Source organism: Thermosipho sp. 1070, from assembly GCF_001682135.1.
GTDB classification, from domain to species: Bacteria; Thermotogota; Thermotogae; order Thermotogales; family Fervidobacteriaceae; genus Thermosipho; species Thermosipho affectus.
Genome location: NZ_CP007121.1, coordinates 1,415,597 through 1,438,708, shown reverse-complemented (window position 1 = coordinate 1,438,708; position 23,112 = coordinate 1,415,597). Strand labels below are relative to the sequence as shown.

Here is a 23,112-nt window from a genome sequence, read left to right as displayed (position 1 = left end):
CCCTTTCTTAATTTTCACCCGTTGTAAATGTATTATATATTTCTGCTTCAATCTTAAATGGATCAAATATCTTGCCTAAATCAGCATAAATTGAATATGCTTCAGAATCTTCATCGCTTACCACTGCTACTGCAAGTTCATTTCCCCACTCATATGTTTTATTTTTCTGCAAAGTAACATATGGATACCACGTCTTTGCCGCATAATCCACCCACCGTAATCCAAAAGGAGGATTACTAAACTCAATTTCAACAGACGTTGCTGTAGTAATCAAAAAATTATACTTCGGATATCCAGATTTACTTAAAGAATAATATCCAGAATCATTCACGGTGTTATCGTATAACCAAATATCAAAGTAATAAACAGGTGTCCCTTCTTTTGACTCTACAGGATTTACTATTTCCCAAGAAAATATTGGATTAGTTGATACGTTTGTCGCACCATCAACAGGTGAAATGTATTTTATACCAAAAATATCCAAAGGAACAACAGAACCTAACAATGTTGGAGTTGCAACATAATCTCCATATTTTGCGCCTACTTTATACCAGACTTCTTTTCCAACTTCAAGTCTTGGAGATTTGTCTCTATAGTAATTGTATCCCTCTGGAACAGTTGCTATTTCCTCAAAGCTTTCACCATCAAAACTTCTATATACAACATATGCATCAGGTTGATCTGTTGTAGAAGATGCACTTGACTGCTCCCAAGAAATCCATTTTACTTCTACCCAAAGATTTGTATCTTTTTCAGGAGCTGCTTGTGGCTTTCTCAATGTAATATCTGCCTTTTTATTTATCTTATCTGAACCACCATAAAACGCTATTCCACCTCTTCTGGTATACGCGAAAATCCTTGCACCATCTTTATATTCGACTTGATAATAGTTATCTACACTTTTTCCCTTTCTATGGATATTTAGATAATATACATTTACAACTAAATTTTCATTTTGATCAAACGCAGCAACATATAATGGTACCAATCCGTCAAATCCAACTGTTGAAATACTACCTTCAGCTGGTGAGCCATAATTAATATCCCTTGGATTTGTAAAAAATCCAGAACCTGGAACACTTCCTAATTTTACATAGATGTATTTTTCTTTATACTCATTGCTTTCAACGGTTACTTTGTAATATAAAGTATCCGTTGAAACATCCAGTACATTATCTACAAACGATAAATTTTTACTCATTGCACTATCTCCATACAGCTCTAAATTAACAGTTAGAGGTTCTAAAACATTTGTTTTACCAGAAGAACTTACCCTAAGTTGTGTTTCAAAAATATTTTCTTTTCCCTTTTCCAATTTAAGGTTGTTTATCCTCGTAACAGAATGTCCATCTTTAGTAACTATTAAGTCAACATAGATAATATCGCGATTTGTTGGTAAATTAATTAACGCCTCTCCCTTTTCATTGGTATAAATATCTAACTTTTCAATTCCATTATGTAGCAGACTGATTTTAGCATCAGAAACCGCCGCCCCACTGTTATAATCAGTAACATATACTTTCAAAGTAACAGGTGTGGTATCAACTAAAAAACAACCGCTTAGTAATAACAAAAGTAAAACTAAAACAACCGAAAACAAGAACACCTTTTTCACCTTGACCCCTCCCTTTTTTTAAGATATGCTTAAGAAAATAATCATCACACGAATTATAACATATTTTTACAAAAATATGTTAAAATTATTTCCAAAGAGTGAGGAGTGATTAAATTGAGTAAATATGAAGATTTTATAAAAACTTTGGAAACGCTTCTAAAGAAAGAATTAAACAATCTAGAAAAGGAAAAAATAAAAAAAGCCATAAAAATGGCAGAATATGCTCATGAAGGATTCTTTAGAAAATCAGGAGAACCTTTTATTACACATCCCTTAGAAGTTTCAAAAATTCTAGCCTCTTTGGGACTTGATGTCGAAACTATGATTTCAGGTATATTACACGATGTAGTTGAAGATAGTGAAGGAAAAGTTACACTCGATGACATAAAAAATGAATTTGGTGAAAAAGTGGCTTTAATAGTTGATGGTGTTACTAAAGTAAGCAAAATAAATGCACCTGTTGGGAATATAGAACAAAAGAAAAAAAGTGAAACAATACAAAAAATGTTATTTGCCATGGCAGAAGATGTCAGGGTTATTTTTGTAAAACTTGCAGATAGGTTGCACAATATGAGAACTATACAATTTGTTAAAAATGAAGATAAAAAAAAGTATAAAGCTCTTGAAACACTTGAAGTGTATGCCCCAATTGCTCACAAATTAGGAATCCATATTATAAAATGGGAACTAGAAGACCTATCTTTTAAAGTACTACGTCCTAAAGAATACTACAAAATAAAGGAACTTGTCTCTGAAAAAAAGAAAGAACGTGAAGAAAGAACTAATGAATATGTAAACCAATTAAAATTAGCACTAAAAGAACACAACATTAATGCAAAAGTGGAAGGAAGGTATAAACACTATTACAGTATCTGGAAGAAAATGATAGAAAAAAAGAAAAAATTTGAAGAAATTTACGACTTAATCGGTATAAGAGCAATTGTTGATAATATAAAATTTTGTTATTCTGCATTAGGAGTTGTACATCAAATATGGGTCCCTTTGCCCGGGAGATTTAAAGATTACATAGCAGCACCTAAATCAAACGGTTATAAATCAATACACACAACAGTTATAACTCAGTATGGTGAACCACTTGAAATTCAAATAAGGGATATACAAATGCACAACGAAGCAGAATATGGACTTATCGCACATTGGATATATAAAGAAAAAGATGTAAACCTAAAGCAAAAGTGGCTTATTCAATTACTAGACTGGCGGAAAGAGTTATTACAAGGAAATACTAATCTTTCTGAACTGAAAAATGAACTACAATTAGAAGAAGTTTTTGTTTTAACACCAAAAGGTGAAATAATTCATATGCCATTTGGATCAACTGTAATAGATTTTGCATACGCAATTCACACAGAAATCGGACACCACTTTTCTGGTGCAAAAGTAAACGGAAAAATCGTTCCAATTGATTACAAATTAAAAAACGGAGATGTTATTGAAATACTCGTTAATAAATCAAGTAAAGGACCAAGTCTTAACTGGATAAAATATTCAAAAAGTCCTCGAACAAAAGCAAAAATAAGAAGATTCTTTAGAGAAAAAGAAAAGGAAAAACTAATTGATTCAGGGAAAGACGTAATCAGAAAAATTTCAAAGAGATTAAACATTTCAATTGAAAAATTCTTCGAACTTGAAAAAATCCAAAATTTTTTAAAAAGTCATAATTTAAGTGTAGAAGAATTCTACTCTAGAATTGGTGAAGGAAGTATTACATTCAATGATATCCTGACTATTATCGAGAAAAAAAAAGAAAAACAGCAAAAGAAAAAATCAAATAAAAAAAAGTCAAGTTCCCAAAATATAGTAATAATTGATGGAATATCAAATCTAGATGTCCATATTGCAAAATGTTGTATGCCTGTACCAGGTGATAACATAGTTGGTGTTGCAAGTAGAAGAGGCATAACTGTACATAGAATTAATTGTAAAAACATACGTCACATTGATGAAGATAGAATCTTTGAAGCTAAATGGGGGACAACAAATGAAAATGGATTTACAACAATTCTCGAGATTGAATTTGATAAAACAGAAAGACTCCCAGAAATTATGAATCTCTTAATTTCAAACAAAATTAATGTTACAAGCTTCAAACTAAATGAATCAAAAAATTGGAACACTATCTTTGCAAATATAACAATTGTGGTAAAATCTTTAAGTGAGCTTTACTCAGTAATAAATGATTTAGAAAAAAAAGCGGGGATATTGAAGGTGAGAAGAAGATGAGAGCGGTAATACAAAGAGTAAATAATGCAAGTGTAGAAGTAGAAAGTAAGATAATTGGAAAAATAAAAAATGGAATATTGGTATTTGTAGGTATTGGAAAGGAAGATACAGAAAAGGATGCAGATTATTTAGTCGAAAAAATATTAAATTTGAGAATATTTGACGATAAAGAAGGAAAAATGAACCTTTCACTTTTAGATATTAAAGGTGAAATACTGATTGTTTCACAATTTACTTTGTATGGGGATTGTAGACGTGGAAGAAGACCTTCATATTCCAATTCTGCTCCTCCGCAAGATGCAGAAATTTTATACAATTATTTTGTTGAAAAGGTAAAAAAGTATAATATCAAAGTTGAAACGGGAAAATTTAAAGCAAATATGAGTGTGAAATTAGAAAACGATGGCCCTGTAACTTTACTATTAGACTCAAAGAAGGTGTTTTAATGCTACTACATGTATGTTGCGCTCCTGATCTTGTAGCAGCGTACTTTCACTGGAAAGATAAAATAAAATACATTTACTTTTTTAATCCCAACATTCATCCTAAAGAAGAATACAAAAAAAGGCTAAATGAAGTTAAAAAACTGGCAAAGCTCTGGAATTTGACATTCATTGAAAGTGATTACAACATAGAAGAATTCTTCAAAGTAATAAAAGGGTTAGAGAATCTTGGTGAAAATTCAAAAAGATGCGACAAATGTATCTATTTTAGGCTATTAAACACCGCAAAAAAAGCAAAAGAACTTAAATTAAGTTCCTTTGCAACAACTTTAACAGCTTCTAGAAAAAAAGTTTTGGAAAAAATAAACAATATTGGTAAAATAGTTGAGGAAGAGGAAAAAATTGAATATATTGAAAGCTTTTTTAGAAAAGGTAATGAATCTCATCTTGCTGCAAAATTTGTAAAAGAAAACCAAATATACAGACAAAACTATTGTGGTTGTATTTTCTCAAAAATAGAAAGCAAAAAAAGATTTGAAAAGATTTTAGAAAGATCAAAAGATAATCTTGAAAAACTTGGTTTGAGTAATTTGGAAATATTACCAGAATCTTTTAAAATCACAAAGGAATCCAAAAGAAAAATTACAGAAAACTTCTTTGAGGTAGTAAAATCGATAAGACCCAAAATATTGATTGTAGATAGCTATATAAAGAACAAGTTCAATCTAAAAGAAGGCTGGAATAAATTTGGAAATTACAACCAAAAAGTAAAGATTATAAAGGAGAATCTATGATGGATTTTATTTCTTTAACCTTTTTCTCAAGAAGTGAAAATATAAAAATTGCAAGAAGTGTAATTCAAAACTTCTTAGCTCAAAAAGGAATAAAAGAGCAAGATATCTTTGATACAGAACTTGCTGTAAATGAAGCAATTGCCAATGTAATAGAGCACACTTACAAATTTCAAAGAGATAAAACAATAATAATGACCTTAAAATGGCTTGAACCCAATATATTGGAAGTATATCTCAGAGATTTTGGTGAAAAAGTTGATCCTACAAAAGTAAAACCAAGAAAACTAGAAGAAATTAGACCTGGGGGATTGGGGGTATACATAATAAAAAAGATATTCAACAAAATGGAATTTAAAGATGTAGAAAATGGAAATTTGTTATACCTATTAAAAAAGTATGAAATTTAGGAGGGAAGAATGCACTTACTAACAAACAATGCATTGTTAACAGCCTTCTTCGCATTTTTAATCGCTCAATTTTTAAAAGTTCTAATTTATAAAGATATTAAAAGTTTTGGAAGGTATGGAGGAATGCCGAGCGCGCATGTTGCAACTGTATCTGCACTGGCCTGGAAGGTGGCACGTATTACTGGATATGACTCACCTAATACTGCAATAGCTGCTATTTTTCTTGCTATAATTGCATCTGATGCTGTAGGGTTAAGGAGAAAAGTTGATCCAAATAGTGGTCATACATTTATTGAAGCACTTGCAGGCTTTCTATTAGGTACTTTTTTGGCATTTATTATTCCAAAATAGGAGGGCAACAATGAAAAAATGGACTTTTGTTTTTGTGTTTTTGATATTATTTTCAATCGTATATGCTCTTCCCGGTGAATGGTTTAGAAATTTTGTAAAAGAATACAGAAGAGCATATGGTTTACCAGCAGACGATGAGTTGTTAATAAAAATAGAAGATGCAATATTAGATGCTTCAAAGGAAACAGAGCTTGATCCACTTCTAATAACTTCTGTCATAATAGTTGAAAGTGAATTCAGAAATGTGATAGGACTTTACGGGGAACTTGGAATGATGCAGATAAAACCTGAAACGGCGGATTTTGTTGCAAATTATTATAACCTAAAAAAACCTAAAGAAGGCTGGACAAGAATATTGTGGGATTTTAAATTAAATATAAAAATAGGAAGTTATTATTTAAAGTACCTTTACGATAAATTTGGAAACATTCAAGAAGCTGTAAAACACTACAACGGTGGTATTTACAAAGAACAATATGCTGAAAGAATATTAGAAAAATACCAACAAATGTTAAAGGTGGCAAGTGTATATGAAAACAATTCTTGAGACAAAAAATATTTGTTTTGAATATGAAAATTTCAAATTAAAAAACATAAATATCTCTTTAAAACATGGAGATTTTGTGGGAATAATAGGGCCAAATGGTAGCGGAAAATCTACTACCTTAAAATTAATTACAAAATTAATAAAGCCAAAATCTGGGAAAGTATTTATTTTTGGAAAAAACTTGGAAAAGGTCTCACGCTCTTTTATAGCTTCAAAAGTATCTTTCGTAAGGCAAGAATTTAACCCTACTTTTGAATTCAAAGTCAAGGATATTATCGAGCTTGGAGCTATACATATAAAAAAAAGTTTTTTTAACACAGTTAATGATTCATCAAAAATAAAAAAATGTCTAGCTATGGTAGAATTAACAGGATATGAAAACAGATACTTCTCCACATTAAGTGGTGGAGAGCAACGTAGAGTTTTAATAGCAAGAAGTTTGTTTCAAGAAACCCCTATAATAATTGTAGATGAACTTACTGCTCATTTGGATATTTCGCATGCAATTCAAATTGTAGAAATTTTAAAGAAACTTACAGAATCAGGAAAAAGTATTTTAGCCGCATTCCATAACATTAATATTGCCTCAAAATATTGTAATTACCTCTATGCATTAAAAGATGGGGAATTAATATTTCAAGGCACGCCCAAAGATGTTATTAACAAAGAAAATATTAAAAAGTTATACAATAAGGAATTTTACATACTAAATCATCCAGTATATAATTATCCTGTAGTTACCGTATAATATTCAAAAGAAGTTTTTCAAGCATTCTATACATTTGAACACATTCTTCTTTCATCTTTTTACTAATATTTGGAGGTTGAATATCTTTTAACTTTAAGGCAACTTCAAATAAGTTGTTCGCAAAGTATGTATCGTTATTTTCATATTTTGAAAAAAATCTTCTAAATTTTTCATCTTTAATTGAAACAAATGGTTTTCCATAGAAAGCCGCAATCAAAGAACCGTGAAACCTTTCAGAGATCACAATACTTGAACTAAAAATCTCACTAATATCACTAGAAAAGTACATTTTTAAACCCTTAATTGAAAAATTTGAAAGTTTTTTTGCAAGATTAACATCCTCAGGAGAGAACGGAAGAAAAACTACCTCTTTTATACCTTTTCTTTTCAAATCGAATAAAATAGGTATATAACTTTTAATCTTTCTGGGAATTATTACTGCCTTCTTCTCAAATGAAAGTTCTTTATCACTCAAGCCTATTATTCCAGGGTCAGTGCAAAGATATGTGTTTTCATTAAAACACTTTGAAAATTTGTATGAAACAGGATCCCTTGCAAAAATGTACAAATTATCATTTTTTAGCAAATCTTTTAAAAGTACCCGCGAAAAATAATAATTTAAAGGGCCAAAACTATTTCCAAAAAACACAACAGGCTTTTTCAAGAGCAATGATAACTTAAAGATAGTATAGTAATAAATAAAACTCCTCAAGCTTGTCTTATCCTGTAAAATGCCACCACCACCACAAACGACCACGTCTGACTTTAAAATTGCGGAAATAACAGAAACTAAATTAAATCTATTGTAACCTCCATGTGATAATTTATCTTTTGGTAATAACTCCAAAACATTAAAGTTCTTACCTTTAAGAAATGTTTTTATACTTTTTCTCATAAGCTCATCGCCAAAATTTCCAAAACCATAGTATCCTACAAGTAGTATAGTTTTTGATAAATTCAAGGAATACACCCTCCTAACAAAGAAATATTTCTATGAAAAGTATATCATATAGGAGGATAAATATGATTAAAAACATAAGCAACAAAATTTATGTTATCGAAAATGAACTTGCCGCAAATAGTACACTTATAATAGGAAAAAAAGGGACTATACTAATAGATACTTCACTTTTCCCAAAAAAAGCAATGAAAATAAAGCAATTTTCAAAAGATATTTCTGGAAAGGACATTTCTTTGGTTATAAACACACACTATCATCCAGACCATACTTTTGGAAACTCTGCATTTGATTGTCCCATTGTTTCACATAAATTGACAAGGGAATTTATGAAACAAATGGACGAAAACTATCTAAAACAACTTAAATTAGAAGACATTGAGATAAAACTTCCAAATGTAGTATTTGAAAATTATTTTGAATATGAAGACGGTATAAAACTTGTTATATATAGTGGTCCTGGTCATACCTTAGATTCATCTTATATACACATTGAATCAGAAAATATCATAATTGCAGGAGATACAATAATTACAGACATTCATCCAGAAATAGTTCCAGATAGCGATCTAGAACTTTGGATAAATACACTTGAAAATATGCCCAAAGTTTCAAACATAATTCCAGGACATGGAAAAATTGGAAATAAAGAAGATATCGATAAAATGATTGACTATTTAGAGAAAATAAAACAAATGAAATCTGGAAATATAAACGCCTACAAATTAGAAAATGATCCGAATTTCAAAAATCGGAAACATCCAGAATTACTAAAATGGAGTTTAGAAAATCTCCTTCCCTCTTAAAAAAGAGGGTTTTTTTATGCTAAAATTGTAACAAGAAGGGGTGAAAAATATGAACATCCAAAGATTAATAAACATGAAAGGCAAAGAAAAAATAGTAATGGTAACAGCTTATGATACACCATCTGCTAAAATTGCCGAAAAAGCAGGTGTAGATATAATTTTGGTAGGAGATTCACTTGGAAATAATGTACTCGGATACAATTCAACTATTCCTGTAACAATGGATGAAATAATTATACATCTCAAAGCAGTAAAAAGGGGAGCTCCAAATTCTTTTATAGTTGCAGATATGCCATTCCTTTCATATGGTTGTAGCTTAGAAGAATCCATTAAAAACGCAGGATTACTGATTAAAAATGGAGCAAATGCAGTTAAAATCGAAGGTGGGAAAATCCACTGCAATTTAATAAGAAAATGCATAAATATTGGCATCCCCGTTATGGGACACTTAGGATTTACCCCTCAATCGTTAAATATTTTTGGTGGATATAAAGTTCAAGGAAAAGAACAAAGTTCCAAAGAAATAATACTTGAAAACGCAGTACAATTAGAAAAATGTGGGGTATTTTCAATAGTTCTTGAAATGCTAACGGAAGATGTTTCAAAACAAATAACAGAAAAACTCTCTATTCCCACAATTGGCATAGGTGCAGGTAGATTTTGTGATGGACAAGTTTTGGTATTTCATGATATAGTTGGACTAAATCCGGAATTTAAACCAAAATTTTCAAAACAATATGCCAACACATTTACTATAATGCTAGATGCACTAAAGGCATACAAAGAAGATGTGAAAACAAATAAATTTCCAGAAGAAAAACATATCTTCAAAGGAGGAAAATAAAATGCCACATATACTTTTAGGCGTGTCAAGTGGTATAGCAATATACAAAACTGTCGACTTAGTCAGTAAATTAAGAAAAGAAAATTTTGAAATAGATGTAATAATGAGTGAAAACGCAACAAAACTTATATCACCTTCCGTTTTCTCCGCAGTTGGAAATTGTAACGTATACACCGATACATATCAAATAAATGGAGGATATATAATACACACAGAACTTTCCAAAAAAACAGATATCTTTTTACTTGCTCCTGCAACTGCAAATACAATTGCAAAAATTGCAAACGGTTTTGGTGATAATCTTTTAACAACAACGGCAATAGCACTTCCAAATAATACGCCTAAAGTGTTTGTTCCAACAATGAATACTAGGATGTATGAAAATAAAATCACACTAGAAAACATACAAAAACTAAAAAAAATTGGCTGGTATTTAGTAGAACCAGAAACAGGTCACCTTGCCTGTGGAGATGTGGGAAAAGGAAGATACCCAGAAAATTCCAAAATAATTGAAATGTTGAAAATCATATTAGAAGAAAAAAAATTAAACGGCAAAAAAATTTTAATTACTGCTGGTCCAACCCAAGAAAGTATAGATCCTATAAGATACATAACCAACCATTCTAGCGGAAAAATGGGATATGCACTTACTAAAATTTCAAAAAGAATGGGGGCATATGTAACACTAATCTCAGGACCTACAAACATTGAAAAACCATACTTTATAGATGAATACATAGAAATTAGAACGGCAGATGAAATGTACAATGAAGTTGTTAAACGTTTTAAAAACTTTGACATTGTAATAATGACTGCTGCAGTTGCAGATTACACACCTGTTAGAAAGGAAGCTAAAAAAATTAAAAAAGCTAATGAATCATTAATACTAGAACTTAAAAAAACAAAAGATATTTTAAAAGAAATTTCTAGACAAAGACTTAAAAACCAAGTAATTGTAGGATTTGCAGCGGAAACGGAAAATATAATAGAATACGGAAAAGAAAAGTTAGAAAAAAAACAAGTTAATTACATAATAGCAAATAACGCTTCTAAAGTAATGGGAAGCAATTACTCTGAAGTATTTTTAATTTCAAAAACACAAGTTTTAAAATTTGAAGGGAGTAAAGAATACGTTGCAAAAAAAATACTTGATACTATATCTTCTAATATTTAACGTGTTAATTTTTTCAATTTCTCAACACTTGGGAGTAAAATACATCTTTAGAAATACACAATTTGACAAATACTTAATATTAACAAGTTCAACTCAAAGAACAGTTATTGTGTATAACATGGAAACAGAAAAAATAGAATATTACTTCACCAATGTGGGAATTTTTCCTGCAATATCTTATCTTGATAAAAACTTAATGTTGATTATTGATACAGTAGGGACAAAATTAATTTCCCTAAACTTAAAAACACACGAAAAAAATTTAAAACACCTTGAAAAAAAACCTATCTTCTATCAGAGAGATAAAGATAAAGTTTACATTTTGGATACAGATGGAAATTTGTATGGATATAGTTTCACGTTACACCTGGAATATTACTACAAATTCCTGTCAGCTCCAAATTATTTCTACATGTATAAGAACTATCCTTTAGGACTTTTCATCTGGAAAAAAGAAGTGGATTTAGAATACAAAAAAAAATTGTATAATTTCAATTTAATTACCCCTTCTTTTCTTGTAGAAGATTACGTCGTAGACACACGTGGTGGTAACATATTATACTTGGTTAACTTCAAAAATTACAAAACATCTCCTTATATTTCATTTGTATTAAATTGGAATAAAAAAATTTACTTTGGTTCAATGTTTAGTAATGAAATTTACACCATTAAAAATGATAAAATAGAGTTATGGAAAAAGTTACAATATACGCCAACAAATGCAAAAGTGATAAACAACAAATTGTATATACTTTCAGCACCGTATAATAAATTAATAGTATTTAATTCTAACGGCAACACAAAAGAATTTAAAACTGACAAATATCCTATCGACATATTTTCTTACAAAAATAAAGTATTTGTTATATGTGCTGAAAATGGGGTAATTAATATATTCTAAAAGGAGGTTGTATTTATGAATGTAAAAAAATGGTTACTTACACATTTTCCATCATTGAAAAAAAATGAAACAATCGGTAATGCATTAAGGAAAATGAGGGACTTTTCTTGTGATTATTGTATAGTTTTAGATGAAAATGAAAAATTTGAAGGAGTAGTATACAAATCAAGCATTAGAGATTCAGAATTAGATGAGCCATTAGATATGTATATAACATTTCCAGACTTTTACGTGGTAGAAGACTCAAATGTTGAAGAAGCAGCATTAATGTTAATTGAAAACAAAGACCAAATATTACCAGTCGTCAATAACAACGCAGAAGTAATTGGTGTATTAACTGTTCAGGAGGTACTTGAGGCATTTACAGAACTCTCTGCTATGGATGAACAAGGCACAAGGATTGTACTAGAACTTGAAGACAAACCAGGTGAATTAAAAAGGGTTATTGATGTCCTTGCAAATAACAAAATGAATATACTTTCCATATTAACATTAAAGGAAAATGATAAAAGACAAGTATCTATAAAAATCCAATGCGAGGATCCAGAAACAGTTGCAAATTTACTTGAAATATACAAGATAAAATACCTTTCAATCATTGAAGAAGAAGGATTTTAATGGAATTTATCTTCAAATTTGAAGAATTTGAAGGACCTTTAGATCTAATTCTTTTTCTTATACAAAAAAAGAAATTAAGTATCAGGGAAATACCAATTTCCCAGCTTGCTGACGAATTTTATCAATATCTACAAAAAATGAAAGAATTTAATCTAAAAATAACATCTGAATTTATTGCAACTGCTGCATATCTTATGGAGCTAAAATCCAGAAGTCTACTTCCTAGAAGCTCAGAAGATAAAGAATTTATAAAATCAAAAGAAAAACTTTACTTTCAAGTCGAACAATACGCTAAATTAAAAGAAATGGTAAAAAAGATAAAAAAAGCAGAAAATGTTAGTATTAAAAATATTCCCGTATCTGTAAAAACGGTATTTCCTAAAATTAACGAGAAAAAATTACAGAAACTAATCTCTTCTATCATAAAAGAAGTGGAGTTAAAACAAAAAGTTTACAAAATAAAGAAAGAAGATATTTCTATTGAGACAGTAATGAGTCAAATTTTAAATGATACAGAAAAAAATTTAATAAATATTCTAAAAAACTCAAAAAACAAATATGAAATTATAATAAAATTTTTGGCAATTTTGGAACTTGTAAAACTCAAAAAAATAATAATAGAAGAAAACCTCTTTATAAGGAGAATTTAAAATGGATGTGGAAAAAATAGCAATAGTTGAGTCATTAATTTTTGCTTCAAAAGGTATTCAAAAAGAAAAGATAATTGAAATAACACAAATAGACGAAAAAAAATTAGAAGAAATAATTAAAAATCTAGAAAAAAAATACAATCTAAACGAAGAATCAGGTATAGAATTAAGAAACATAGATGGATATATAAAATTTTTTACAAAGAAAAAATTTTCAACATATGTTGAAAAAGTGGTTAAAAGGCGTTCTTTGAGTACTCTCTCAACTTCTCAACTTGAAATTGTTATCTTTCTTGCATCAACAAAAAACGCTACCAAAAAGGAAATCGATGGAATCAGAGGAAAAGATTCAACAAACATTATAAAACAATTACTTATGAATGGCGTTATAAAAAGAAAAAAGAAGGGGAGGAAATACATTTACAGCCTTACTGAAACCTTCAAAGAAGAAACTTTTATTGAAGATCTCTTAGTCGAATTAGGAGGTGTACAATTTGACGCTGGAAGAAGCCAAAATACTATCGAAAAAAATAATGGAAAGTAACGAAATTCCACTTCTAATAGGTCATTTCGGTGTAGGAAAAACTGACATAATAAAAGAAATTGCAAAAGAAACAAACAGAAAACTAATCATACTTGTATTATCCCAAATGGAACCTGGAGATTTAATAGGACTTCCTTCAAGAGAAAATAATAAAACAGTTTTTTTGGCACCAGATTGGTGGCCTGAAGACGAAAATACCATAATTTTTTTAGATGAGATAAACCGCTCTCACAGAAGCATAAGAAACGCAATAATGCAACTCTTAATTGATAAGCGTATTCACAACCATATTCTTCCAAAAGGAACATGGATAGTAGCTTCTATGAACCCGCCAGATGAAGAGTATGATCAAGTAGATTTAATAACTGATCCCGCCTTTTTATCAAGATTTTTTATCTTAGAAGTTTCACCAGATACAACTGAGTGGATCAATTGGGCAAAAAATAATCATTTACCAAATGAAATAATAGAATTTATAGAGAAAAATCCAGAATTTCTCCATACTTCAAATTATATATCTTTAAAAACTACGCTAAAACCAAGCCCTAGAAGTTGGTACAAATTAGGAAATGTTTTAAAAAATCTAACCGAGGATGAAAAAAGACAATACGGATATCAACTCGCATCTGGAATTTTAGGCCCAGAAGCTGCAAAAATCTTTATAGAGAATATCACTTCTAATATTCCTACCGCAAGAGAAATCATTATTAATGGAAAAATACCAAAGAATCTAGAATTACACGATGCAAACTCTTTAATTTTAAGAATAATTGATTTCTTGACAAATTTGACAGAAGATGAAGCCAAAAATTTAATCAACAACGTGGAAACTATTTCCAAAAATCTATTATCCGTATCTTCAATTGTACCTAAAGACGTATTTTTTAGTTTAGTTCGATTACTCAGCGAACTTTCAAATGAACCTGGCTTTAAAGGTCTAATATGTGATAAAATCCTGGAAAAAATATCTATATAACCCCTCAAAGTGAGGGGTTATTTTATAATAATTAAAAAAATACATCATTAAGTAAATACAAAATTAACAAAAAATTTTTAAAAATCCGTTTTTTTAGAACGGATTTTTTTATTTGATTTTTACATGTTAAATATGTTATATTATTTATAAGAAAATTTCTTAAAAGTTACAAATGTTTTTACAACCTTAACAAAGGAGGGATTTTATGGCTAGACAAAAGTGGGGTTCAAGATGGGCTTTTGTACTTGCGGCAATTGGTTCTGCTGCCGGACTTGGGAATGCTTGGAGATTTCCTTACATGGCCTATTCAAATGGTGGAGGTGCTTTTTACGTTCCATACTTTATTGCTTTATTTTTAGCAGGTATTCCACTACTTATGGCTGAATTTGCTATTGGACAAAAATTCCAAAGCAGTGCCCCAAAATCAATGGCAAAAATCAAAAAAGGTGCAGAATTTATCGGTTGGTGGGCTGTTATAACTGGTGCATTAATAACATTCTATTACAATGTTATAATGGCATACATATTTAACTACCTTTATCACTCTTTCGGTGTTGCATGGAAAGACAATCCAAGCAACTTTTTCTTTGGAAATTTTCTAAAAATATCCAATGGTCCTGGTGAATTAGGTTCCATAAGATGGCCAATATTAATTGGACTTGTACTTGCATGGTTATGGATTTACTTTATCTTAAGAAAAGGCACAGCATCAGTTGGAAAAACAGTTGTATGGACAGTCCCATTACCCGTAGTTTTATTAATTCTACTTGGAATCAGAGGTATTACTTTAGATGGTGCAGCACAAGGATTAAATTATCTATTTGAACCAAATTTTGCAAAGCTTGCAGATCCAAGAGTTTGGGCTAATGCATTTGGTCAAATATTCTTCACGCTTAGTTTGGCGTTTGGTATAATGATTGCATACGGAAGTTACAACAAAAAAGATGAAGACATTGCAAACAACGCTATAATTACGGCATTAGGAAACTCTGCTACATCATTTCTTGCTGGAATTGCCGTATTTTCAGTGCTAGGTTACATGGCTTTACAAACTGGAAGTCCTGTTAATGAAGTTGTAAATGGTGGAATTGGACTCGCATTTGTAGTTTATCCAAAAGCTATCTCTTTATTCCCAGGTGGTATGATTATCCAATCAATTATTGGTCTTGCTTTCTTTTTGATGTTATTAACACTTGGTATTGATTCTGCTTTCTCGCTAGTTGAATCGGTAGAAGCAGCAGCTGCTGATAAATTCAAAACAAACAAAAAGGCATTTTTAATAGGATTTTCAATATTTGGATTCCTATGTGGACTTCTTTTCTCCACGCAAGGAGGTCTGTATTGGCTTGATATCATTGATCACTTCCTTAGTATATATGCATTATTAATTGTTGGAATTTTGGAATCAATAATCATTGGTTGGGTTTTTGGTGCGGAAAAACTCAGAAATTATATCAACAAAGTTTCAGAAGTAAAGATCGGAAAATGGTTTAATTTATCGTTAAAATTCATAATTCCAACTGCACTTATATCTGTTCTTGTTTTAACATTAATAGATGAGATTAAAGAACCATATGGGGGTTATCCAACTTGGGCATTATTAACTGGTTTTGCAATACTAATTGCAACTCCGATTATCGCTATTATTCTTTCAAAAATTCCTTCAAAGGACAGCGAATACTATAAGAAGGAAATTTAAAGGGAGGAGACAAAATGAGCATAAGTGCTATAATATTTATGATTTTTGCAGGTGTAGTTTTATTTGGAGGACTATTTTGGTCCCTTTCAATAGCGGCTAAATCAAAGAGAAAATAAAAAAGGCTTCGGATCTTCCGAAGCCTTTTTTATTCTAAAGTGTAAAATCTTTCTTGTGGACTCACAATTTCCGTAATTCTTACACCAAAATTTTCATCTATTACTACGACTTCACCCCTTGCAATAAGCTTCCCATTAACTATAATATCCACAGGTTCACCTGTCAATTTATCAAGTTCAATCAACGAACCTACAGAAAGCTCCATAACTTGTTTTAAAGTTAATTTCGTTTTTCCTAATTCCACAACAACATTTAAAGGAATATCTAAAAGTGCTTGAATCCTATCTGGAATCTGTGTACCACTTTTTACAGTTCCTCCACTTTCAAAAGATTGAAATTGAGCTGGTGAAACCGCAACTGGATTTTTCTGAACATTTTCAGAAGTAACCATTCCCATCGATGGCTTCCCAGATTGATTATTAACTTGCGTTTGTGGCTGCAATGGAGACTGTTTTTCCTCTTGTACCGTTTCAGTACTACCAAATAACATCTTATACAATTTCTTTACAAAAGGTGGTGACATTGTTAAAAAGAAGGCTGCAGGTTCTAACCCCTCGATTATAAGATTAAAATTAACCTTTGCAACAACATCATCCTCGTTAGTAACTACCGGTGGAAATTTAACATTTTCATCATCAAAATCTAACAATTCAACGACCGGAGGTGTTATATCCACTGGTTTTTTTAACATATCTGAAAGAGAAGTTGCTGCCGCCCCCATCATTTGGTTCATTGCTTCAGAGACTGCACTCAATGATATTTCATCCACTTCCTCTGATTCTACTTCTCCAGTACCACCCATCATAATATTTGCAATCCTTGCCACTGCAATCTGTGGTAAAACCAAGGCATTTAATCCTTCTATTTCTCCTACAAAATTTATCGAAACTACCGCATTTTTACCTTTAACCTCTTTTCTTATTTCTTTGAGTTTCTTCATTTCAACTGTAGGAACAGTTATATCAACTTTCCTCCCAAGGAGTGTTGATAAAGCAGTAGTCCCACTCCCCATTATTATATTCCCAATTTCACCAAACATATCTTTTTCAAGATCAGTTAGTTCATTTTGCGAATCATCTATTTGATTCAAAAGAGAGTCCAACTCTTCTTGCGAAAGAAATTGTTCGTCTCCCATCATTTTATCTCCTCCTCATCTAACACCTCTACAATTCTAACTGCATACCTTCCTTTAAAAACACCTGGAACCCCAAGAAATTTATCCTTCCCATTTAGTTTTATCTTTAGAGGATCCTCTTTAAAAGTATTTAAACGTATTACATCACCAACCTCAAGATTTAAAATATCCCAAAGTGTCAAGTTAGTTTCTCCAATAGTTGCAGATAACTCCACAATTGTTCTTGCAAGATTCTCTCTTAAAGCTTTCATATCTTCCTCGGAAACAATTTTCTGTTTTGTTTTAAACCAACTCTGGGTAGTTAATTTTTCTCCAATTGGTTCTACCAATGAAGAAGGCCAACAGACATTTATATATCCCTCAAGTTTACCAATATTTACGAAAAACGTTATCACCAAAACCATTTCATTTAACGCCACCACTTGAACAAATTGTGGGTTTGTTTCAATAGCTTCAATAACAGGAACAAAAGAATAAACACTATTCCACGCCTGTGATAAATTTGTCAAGATATTTACAACTTCTTTTCTCATAACTTCTATTTCAGTTCCTGTTGGAGGTCTATTTAACTCAACAGAAGTTCCTGGACCTCCTAGTAAAATTTCCAAAATACCGTAAAAAATCTCTAAATCTATATCCAGTACAGCACTTCCAACAAATTCCTTTGCAGAAAATACAGTAATAAAGGAAGGATTTTTTATCGACTTTATAAACTCATCATATGTCATCTGGTCAATACTTACAAGATCAACCGCAACAAAACTTCTCAATCTACCAGAAAAATACGTTGATAAACTTCTTGCAAAATTCTCATGGAGCATCTGCAATGTTCTTTCTTGTTCTTTGGAAAATTTCCTAGGTCTTAGGAAATCGTAAGTTCTAACTTTTTTCTCTTCTTCCTCTTTCTTCACCTCTTCAATCGATACTTCTCCTTGATTTACAGCCTGTAATAACCTATCTATTTCTTCCTGACTTAAAACATCAGACATATTATCACCTCAATTACTGTACAGAGCTAACAGCTTTTATATAAAGATATACATCTATCACTCCTTGTTTTTCTTTTTCACCAACAAATCCTGTTATTTCATTCACAGCATTTTTTATTTGTTTTTTCAAAAGTTCTATCCCTGCAGGTGTATTTATTTCTGTTCTCTCTTTACTAAGAAAAATAAGCATTAAAGCATCCATGATTTCATCATTCTTTTCTGCAATTAAACTTCTACATTGATCGCTTCCCACCTTAAACGAAAGCGAGTCAATAACAGCAACTTCCTTTCCGCCTTTTAACATAAACGTCTGATAAGTTCCTGGCTGAATAACAACCGCTTTTATAGGAACTGAAGAAGTAGTTTCAGATTGAGTAGTTTCTTTTGCAGCTTGTGGTTGAGTGTTATTGCCCAAGAACATAACCACTGCAACACTTACCACTAACGATATAACTAAAGGTATCAAAATTGGCATTAGCAATCCCATTATTCCCTTTTTTTTCTTTGGCTGAGCTTCTTGAATTTCTTCCTCTGGCATTTGAACCCCTCCTATTTTGCTAATTCTCTCTTTATCAAAATATCAATTCTTCTATATTTTTGCCTTAAATCCACGATTTTCTGATCGGTTTCTTGAGTGAGTCTTGCAACAAAATCATTCCACTCGTTTCTCGTAATTTCACCTGCAACTAACTTTTTTCTCATCTCCTCAAGTTTAAATTCATATAAATTTCTCAATGCTTTTATTTCTTTTTGTATTTCAACATCACCCTTCCCTATTGGTACAAACCTCTCAGGTGCATAATAGTAATCTGGATCAAACCTTCCTAACTGGATATCCGCTATTCTTTCTAATGAACGTTTCTGTTTTAATTCTGTTGTAAAGAAAAGAACAACACTAGAAGCCCGTGCAGCACTGAGATGCCAATTGGAAAAATATATAGAATTCTCAGGCAAAGGTATTTCATTTGCAAAACCATATACTTCGAGAACATTAGTAGTATGTTCAATTATCACAGTTCCCAATTTTTCCAAAAGTTTTTTCGCTTCAGCAGTTAACCTTGCACTCCCTGGTTCAAATATATCCAAATCACTAATTGTAATTAATGTACCTTCATCTTTTTCCTGTACAGTTACCTTTCCTTTGTATTCCTCTGATATCCTTAAAATCTCCTGATAAACCCCAGGATTTTGTGAAATTAATGGTTCTGTTTGTAAAGATTTTCCACCAGTTAAAACACTTGGGGGATTTCCATTTAAAGCCGATGTTAAACCTACCGCAACTTGTTGAAACTTACCTGGACTAATACTAGACATTGCAAAGAGCAACACAAAAAATGTCAGCAACAACGTAACCATATCACCATATGTGGTCATCCACAAAGGGGCACCTTTTGGACATTCTTGCTTTTTAGCCATTATGCACTTGCCTCCTGAGTAGATGCCTCGTATTGTGCTTTAGCCGCTTGAGGTAAGAACGCCTTTAATTTTTCTTCTAATATTCTTGGATTTTCTCCAGCTTGAATTGATAAAATACCTTCTAATATCATGTTTTTTTCTAATTCCATATTTAATATTCTTTTTCCTATTTTCTCTGAAATTGGCAACGCAAAGGCATTAGCCATTATTGAACCATATAGCGTAGTAATAAGTGCAACTGCCATAGATGGACCTAAAGAATTTGGATCATTCAAACTTTTAAGCATTTGTATTAAACCAATCAAAGTACCTATCATACCAAAAGCAGGGGCATATGCTCCAATTGCATCAAATAACCCTTTTTTCAAATTCATTTCACTTGAAGCAACTTCTATTTCAATTTCCATCATAGACTTTAAAACTTCTGGTTCAGTACCATCAACCAATAATTGTAACCCTTTTTTCATAAATGGATCTTCAAGTTGTTCAATATTTTCCTCTAGGGATAAAAGTCCTTCCCTTCTAGCTTTTTCAGATAACGAAACCAAAGTTTTCAAAAGATTTACATAGTCAGTCTTTGGTTCTTTTAAAGACTCTAGTGCAACTTGGACAAATTTAAAAGCTATATCTTTAGGATTTGCAGCAACTGCAGCACCTATCGAACCACCAATGACTATAACTATTGATGGAATATTGATAAAAGCCGCAAAGTCACCTCCACCGGATATAATCCCATAAATAACCATAATAAAGGCCAAACCCATACCACCCAGTAATGCTATATCCATTATTCCTCACCATCCTTATATAAAGGGGGAATACTCAAAATTCTTCTTCTATATTCCATTATTTCTTCAATTACTTCCTCCACACTTTCCAATACAATATACTTTTTCCCATTGTAGAGTGTAATAGTTGTATCAGGCAAAGCTTCTACTTTTTCAATGTACTCTGCATTAAGATAAAATTTTTTCTTATTTAAAAAAGTAAGTAAGATAATACACTTCACCCCTTATTTTATCGTCTTAAATTCACTACTTCTTGAAGAATTTGATCAGCAGTAGTTACAACTCTCGCATTTGCTTGAAAACCTCTCTGAGCAATTATTAATTTTGTAAACTCTTCGGACAAATCTACATTTGACATTTCAAGTGCTCCAGAAATCAATGCACCAGAACCCCCAAATCCAGGTTGTCTAATTATTGCGCTTCCACTATTCGCACTTTCCGTGTAAAGAGAGTTCCCTGCCTCCAAAAGACCCGCAGGATTATTAAAAATAGCAAGTGCTACCTTCCCAAGTTTATCAGTAAGTCCATTACTAAATGTACCAATTATATCTCCATTTTCTGCAATTGAGAAAGACTCCAAAGTACCTTGAGCATTTCCGTTTTGTTCAACAACATAAGCATCAGAGGTTGCAGCAAACTGCGTTATACCAGTCAGATTCAATTTAATTTTTACTTCCCCATCTCCGTTTTCTGCAGCATTAAATTTAATTGCATCAATAGATTCTCCACGATTTATCTGACCAGTTATTGGATCAAAAGCATACAATCCTGTATACCTTCCACTCTCATCAAAAGTCATAACACCAGTTGTACCACTTGTTATCTCTTGCCCAGTATCGTAATTACTTAAATATTTTACATTCTCTCCCGAAGCACTCCTTACTCTAAATGCCCAAGCATTTTTATAATTTGCAGAACCATCGTTGTAATTTGCAGAAAGTTTTACGAAATCTATATATAATGTATACGCGTTACCAAGCGTATCATATACCTGCACCGATGTTGTATAAAATGGTGAATTAAAATCTGTAACAGAAAAATTAGTAGGATTATCCGCTTCGTAAAATCTAGGTTCACCACTTCCAGGAACTACTAGACTATTTACAGTCGAACCGTTATAAACTTCCACCGTATAAATCTCTGCTGGATCAAAAACACCCGTCAAACTATAGTTTGTACCATTTATCAAACCAGAAGTAAAATCATATTGTGCAACCAAATTACCGTTTGAATCTCTAACAAATACTTTTGCATTGGAAGAAATATCTGCTCCGTTATATGTGAAATCCAACTGATTAGTTGAAACCACCGTTCCATTTTCCGTTGATGCAATAAACCCAGGAGTTGCAAGATCAACAACATCTTTTGCAACTTCTATCACATAATCACTACCATTCTTTATTTGATCAGAAGCAACAATTGCAGTTCCTGAACTTACACTAGCAGTTTGAACATCCAAAATTTTGCCACTAGAATCTCTGATAATAAATGTGTAATTTCCATCCTCCTGACCTATTCCACTTAAATTAACACTTCCATCAGTCGTTGCTGTAACACTCAACTTTTGCTTTATTGCACCAGATTGTACAACATTACCAAATTTGTCAAATTTCATATATATCTCTCCATCGATATTATCATCTGTTCCACTGTATACTTTTGCTCTATAAATTTGATAATCTGCAAATGGATCCTGTAAACCTCCCTTATCTCTATCGAAAATTATCTTTACATTTACAGAAGTTCCTCCGTAACCTGACAATGTCATAACAGTTTTACCTGGGCCAACTCTTGCATCTAAATTATTTGCCACAGTCATAGAAGTAGTCTTCTTTGCAGACATAGAAAGTCCAGCAGAAATTTGGATATCTGATATTGGTTTATTTGTATCTACATATCTTTTGCCAGATTCTGGATCTGGTTCGGCTATCCATCCCTGCAATTTTAACCCTGAAGTTGGTTGTATAATTGTACCATTCACATCTAAATCAAAGTTCCCCGCTCTAGTATAATATGTCTTTCCTGTACCATCTCTTAGAATAAAAAAACCATCTCCTTGAATTGCAAGATCAGTTTTTTTCCCCGTGTTTTGAAAACTCCCTTGAGACATTATCTTATCTATTGATGCAACTTTTACACCATAGCCTATTTGCTTTGGATTTGTCCCACCTGTAAGCTCTGTTGCCCTTTTTGACAACTCCAAAACCTGAGAAAAAGTTGTTGCATAAGTTACACGCGATGCTTTAAAACCTATTGTACTGACATTTGCAATATTATTTCCTACGACATCAATAGCCTGTTGAAATCCTTGAAGACCAGTTACTCCACTGTAAATTGATCTTATCATC

Annotated in this window: 26 protein-coding genes; 17 read left to right on the top strand and 9 right to left on the bottom strand. The window is 31.5% G+C overall.

Annotation, left to right across the window (positions count from 1 at the left end):
• Positions 1-7 precede the first annotated feature (7 nt).
• Positions 8-1,615, bottom strand: a complete 1,608-nt coding sequence (locus Y592_RS07315; protein ID WP_075666335.1) for a hypothetical protein — start codon at positions 1,613-1,615, stop codon at positions 8-10.
• A gap of 114 nt (positions 1,616-1,729) precedes the next feature.
• Here Y592_RS07315 and Y592_RS07310 point away from each other — a divergent pair, with 114 nt between their 5' ends.
• Genes Y592_RS07310 through Y592_RS07280 form a run of 7 tightly spaced genes read left to right on the top strand, consistent with a single transcriptional unit; the run spans position 1,730 to position 7,149 of the window.
• Positions 1,730-3,859 carry a RelA/SpoT family protein gene (locus Y592_RS07310; protein WP_075666334.1) on the top strand — a complete coding sequence of 710 codons (2,130 nt, stop codon included), beginning with the start codon at positions 1,730-1,732 and terminating at the stop codon, positions 3,857-3,859.
• Entirely contained in the window at positions 3,856-4,305 is a 450-nt protein-coding gene (dtd, locus tag Y592_RS07305; protein WP_075666333.1) for a D-aminoacyl-tRNA deacylase, read from the top strand. The genes Y592_RS07310 and dtd overlap by 4 nt, the downstream gene beginning before the upstream one ends.
• Positions 4,305-5,096, top strand: coding sequence for an epoxyqueuosine reductase QueH (locus Y592_RS07300; RefSeq protein ID WP_075666332.1), 792 nt, complete (start codon positions 4,305-4,307; stop codon positions 5,094-5,096). The genes dtd and Y592_RS07300 overlap by 1 nt, the downstream gene beginning before the upstream one ends.
• Positions 5,093-5,503, top strand: a complete 411-nt coding sequence (locus Y592_RS07295) for an ATP-binding protein (RefSeq protein ID WP_075666331.1) — start codon at positions 5,093-5,095, stop codon at positions 5,501-5,503. Before Y592_RS07300 ends, Y592_RS07295 begins: the two co-directional genes overlap by 4 nt.
• Before the next feature lie 9 nt (positions 5,504-5,512).
• Positions 5,513-5,854: a divergent PAP2 family protein gene (locus Y592_RS07290; RefSeq protein WP_075666330.1), complete on the top strand. Its 342-nt coding sequence runs from the start codon at positions 5,513-5,515 to the stop codon at positions 5,852-5,854.
• A gap of 10 nt (positions 5,855-5,864) precedes the next feature.
• Positions 5,865-6,401 (top strand): transglycosylase SLT domain-containing protein, encoded by a 537-nt coding sequence (locus Y592_RS07285; RefSeq protein WP_075666329.1) that lies wholly within the window; start codon positions 5,865-5,867, stop codon positions 6,399-6,401.
• The gene (locus Y592_RS07280; protein ID WP_075666328.1) at positions 6,385-7,149 is read left to right on the top strand and encodes an ABC transporter ATP-binding protein; all 765 of its coding nucleotides are present in this window, start codon (positions 6,385-6,387) and stop codon (positions 7,147-7,149) included. Before Y592_RS07285 ends, Y592_RS07280 begins: the two co-directional genes overlap by 17 nt.
• Here Y592_RS07280 and Y592_RS07275 read toward each other — a convergent pair.
• Positions 7,139-8,110 (bottom strand): polysaccharide pyruvyl transferase family protein, encoded by a 972-nt coding sequence (locus Y592_RS07275; RefSeq protein ID WP_232218177.1) that lies wholly within the window; start codon positions 8,108-8,110, stop codon positions 7,139-7,141. The genes Y592_RS07280 and Y592_RS07275 overlap by 11 nt on opposite strands.
• A 62-nt stretch (positions 8,111-8,172) precedes the next feature.
• Between Y592_RS07275 and Y592_RS07270 the strand changes: the two genes are divergently transcribed.
• The 10 genes from Y592_RS07270 (at position 8,173) to Y592_RS09110 (ending at position 16,435) form a co-directional block, all read left to right on the top strand.
• Positions 8,173-8,913 carry an MBL fold metallo-hydrolase gene (locus Y592_RS07270; RefSeq protein WP_075666326.1) on the top strand — a complete coding sequence of 247 codons (741 nt, stop codon included), beginning with the start codon at positions 8,173-8,175 and terminating at the stop codon, positions 8,911-8,913.
• 49 nt (positions 8,914-8,962) lie between these two features.
• The gene (gene panB, locus Y592_RS07265) at positions 8,963-9,757 is read left to right on the top strand and encodes a 3-methyl-2-oxobutanoate hydroxymethyltransferase (RefSeq protein ID WP_075666325.1); all 795 of its coding nucleotides are present in this window, start codon (positions 8,963-8,965) and stop codon (positions 9,755-9,757) included.
• Position 9,758: 1 nt separating this feature from the next.
• Positions 9,759-10,931 (top strand): bifunctional phosphopantothenoylcysteine decarboxylase/phosphopantothenate--cysteine ligase CoaBC, encoded by a 1,173-nt coding sequence (gene coaBC, locus Y592_RS07260; protein WP_075666324.1) that lies wholly within the window; start codon positions 9,759-9,761, stop codon positions 10,929-10,931.
• Positions 10,891-11,832 carry a hypothetical protein gene (locus tag Y592_RS07255; protein WP_075666323.1) on the top strand — a complete coding sequence of 314 codons (942 nt, stop codon included), beginning with the start codon at positions 10,891-10,893 and terminating at the stop codon, positions 11,830-11,832. The genes coaBC and Y592_RS07255 overlap by 41 nt, the downstream gene beginning before the upstream one ends.
• 15 nt (positions 11,833-11,847) lie before the next feature.
• Complete coding sequence (locus Y592_RS07250) at positions 11,848-12,450, top strand: CBS domain-containing protein (protein WP_075666322.1); 603 nt, start codon at positions 11,848-11,850, stop codon at positions 12,448-12,450.
• A complete protein-coding gene (locus Y592_RS07245) occupies positions 12,450-13,100 on the top strand; it encodes a segregation and condensation protein A (protein WP_077287789.1) in 651 nt (216 codons plus the stop codon). Before Y592_RS07250 ends, Y592_RS07245 begins: the two co-directional genes overlap by 1 nt.
• A gap of 1 nt (position 13,101) precedes the next feature.
• Entirely contained in the window at positions 13,102-13,644 is a 543-nt protein-coding gene (gene scpB / locus Y592_RS07240) for an SMC-Scp complex subunit ScpB (RefSeq protein ID WP_075666320.1), read from the top strand.
• Positions 13,595-14,620 (top strand): AAA family ATPase, encoded by a 1,026-nt coding sequence (locus tag Y592_RS07235; RefSeq protein ID WP_075666319.1) that lies wholly within the window; start codon positions 13,595-13,597, stop codon positions 14,618-14,620. The genes scpB and Y592_RS07235 overlap by 50 nt, the downstream gene beginning before the upstream one ends.
• A gap of 205 nt (positions 14,621-14,825) precedes the next feature.
• Entirely contained in the window at positions 14,826-16,319 is a 1,494-nt protein-coding gene (locus Y592_RS07230) for a sodium-dependent transporter (RefSeq protein WP_075666318.1), read from the top strand.
• Between the two features lie 14 nt (positions 16,320-16,333).
• Entirely contained in the window at positions 16,334-16,435 is a 102-nt protein-coding gene (locus Y592_RS09110) for a MetS family NSS transporter small subunit (protein WP_143609944.1), read from the top strand.
• A gap of 29 nt (positions 16,436-16,464) precedes the next feature.
• On the opposite strand, the gene fliY is transcribed toward Y592_RS09110, so the two are convergent.
• The 7 genes from fliY to Y592_RS07195 are packed head-to-tail and all read right to left on the bottom strand — an operon-like array spanning position 16,465 to position 23,111.
• The gene (gene fliY, locus Y592_RS07225) at positions 16,465-17,571 is read right to left on the bottom strand and encodes a flagellar motor switch phosphatase FliY (protein WP_075666741.1); all 1,107 of its coding nucleotides are present in this window, start codon (positions 17,569-17,571) and stop codon (positions 16,465-16,467) included.
• Positions 17,571-18,560, bottom strand: a complete 990-nt coding sequence (gene fliM / locus Y592_RS07220) for a flagellar motor switch protein FliM (protein ID WP_075666317.1) — start codon at positions 18,558-18,560, stop codon at positions 17,571-17,573. Before fliM ends, fliY begins: the two co-directional genes overlap by 1 nt.
• A gap of 13 nt (positions 18,561-18,573) precedes the next feature.
• Positions 18,574-19,098, bottom strand: a complete 525-nt coding sequence (locus Y592_RS07215; protein WP_075666316.1) for a flagellar basal body-associated FliL family protein — start codon at positions 19,096-19,098, stop codon at positions 18,574-18,576.
• An 11-nt stretch (positions 19,099-19,109) separates the two neighbouring features.
• Positions 19,110-19,976, bottom strand: coding sequence for a flagellar motor protein MotB (locus tag Y592_RS07210; protein ID WP_075666315.1), 867 nt, complete (start codon positions 19,974-19,976; stop codon positions 19,110-19,112).
• Positions 19,976-20,764: a motility protein A gene (locus Y592_RS07205; protein ID WP_075666314.1), complete on the bottom strand. Its 789-nt coding sequence runs from the start codon at positions 20,762-20,764 to the stop codon at positions 19,976-19,978. The genes Y592_RS07210 and Y592_RS07205 overlap by 1 nt, the downstream gene beginning before the upstream one ends.
• Positions 20,764-20,976, bottom strand: a complete 213-nt coding sequence (locus Y592_RS07200) for a flagellar FlbD family protein (protein WP_075666740.1) — start codon at positions 20,974-20,976, stop codon at positions 20,764-20,766. Before Y592_RS07200 ends, Y592_RS07205 begins: the two co-directional genes overlap by 1 nt.
• A gap of 17 nt (positions 20,977-20,993) precedes the next feature.
• Positions 20,994-23,111: a flagellar hook-basal body complex protein gene (locus Y592_RS07195; RefSeq protein ID WP_075666313.1), complete on the bottom strand. Its 2,118-nt coding sequence runs from the start codon at positions 23,109-23,111 to the stop codon at positions 20,994-20,996.
• Position 23,112 lies beyond the last annotated feature (1 nt).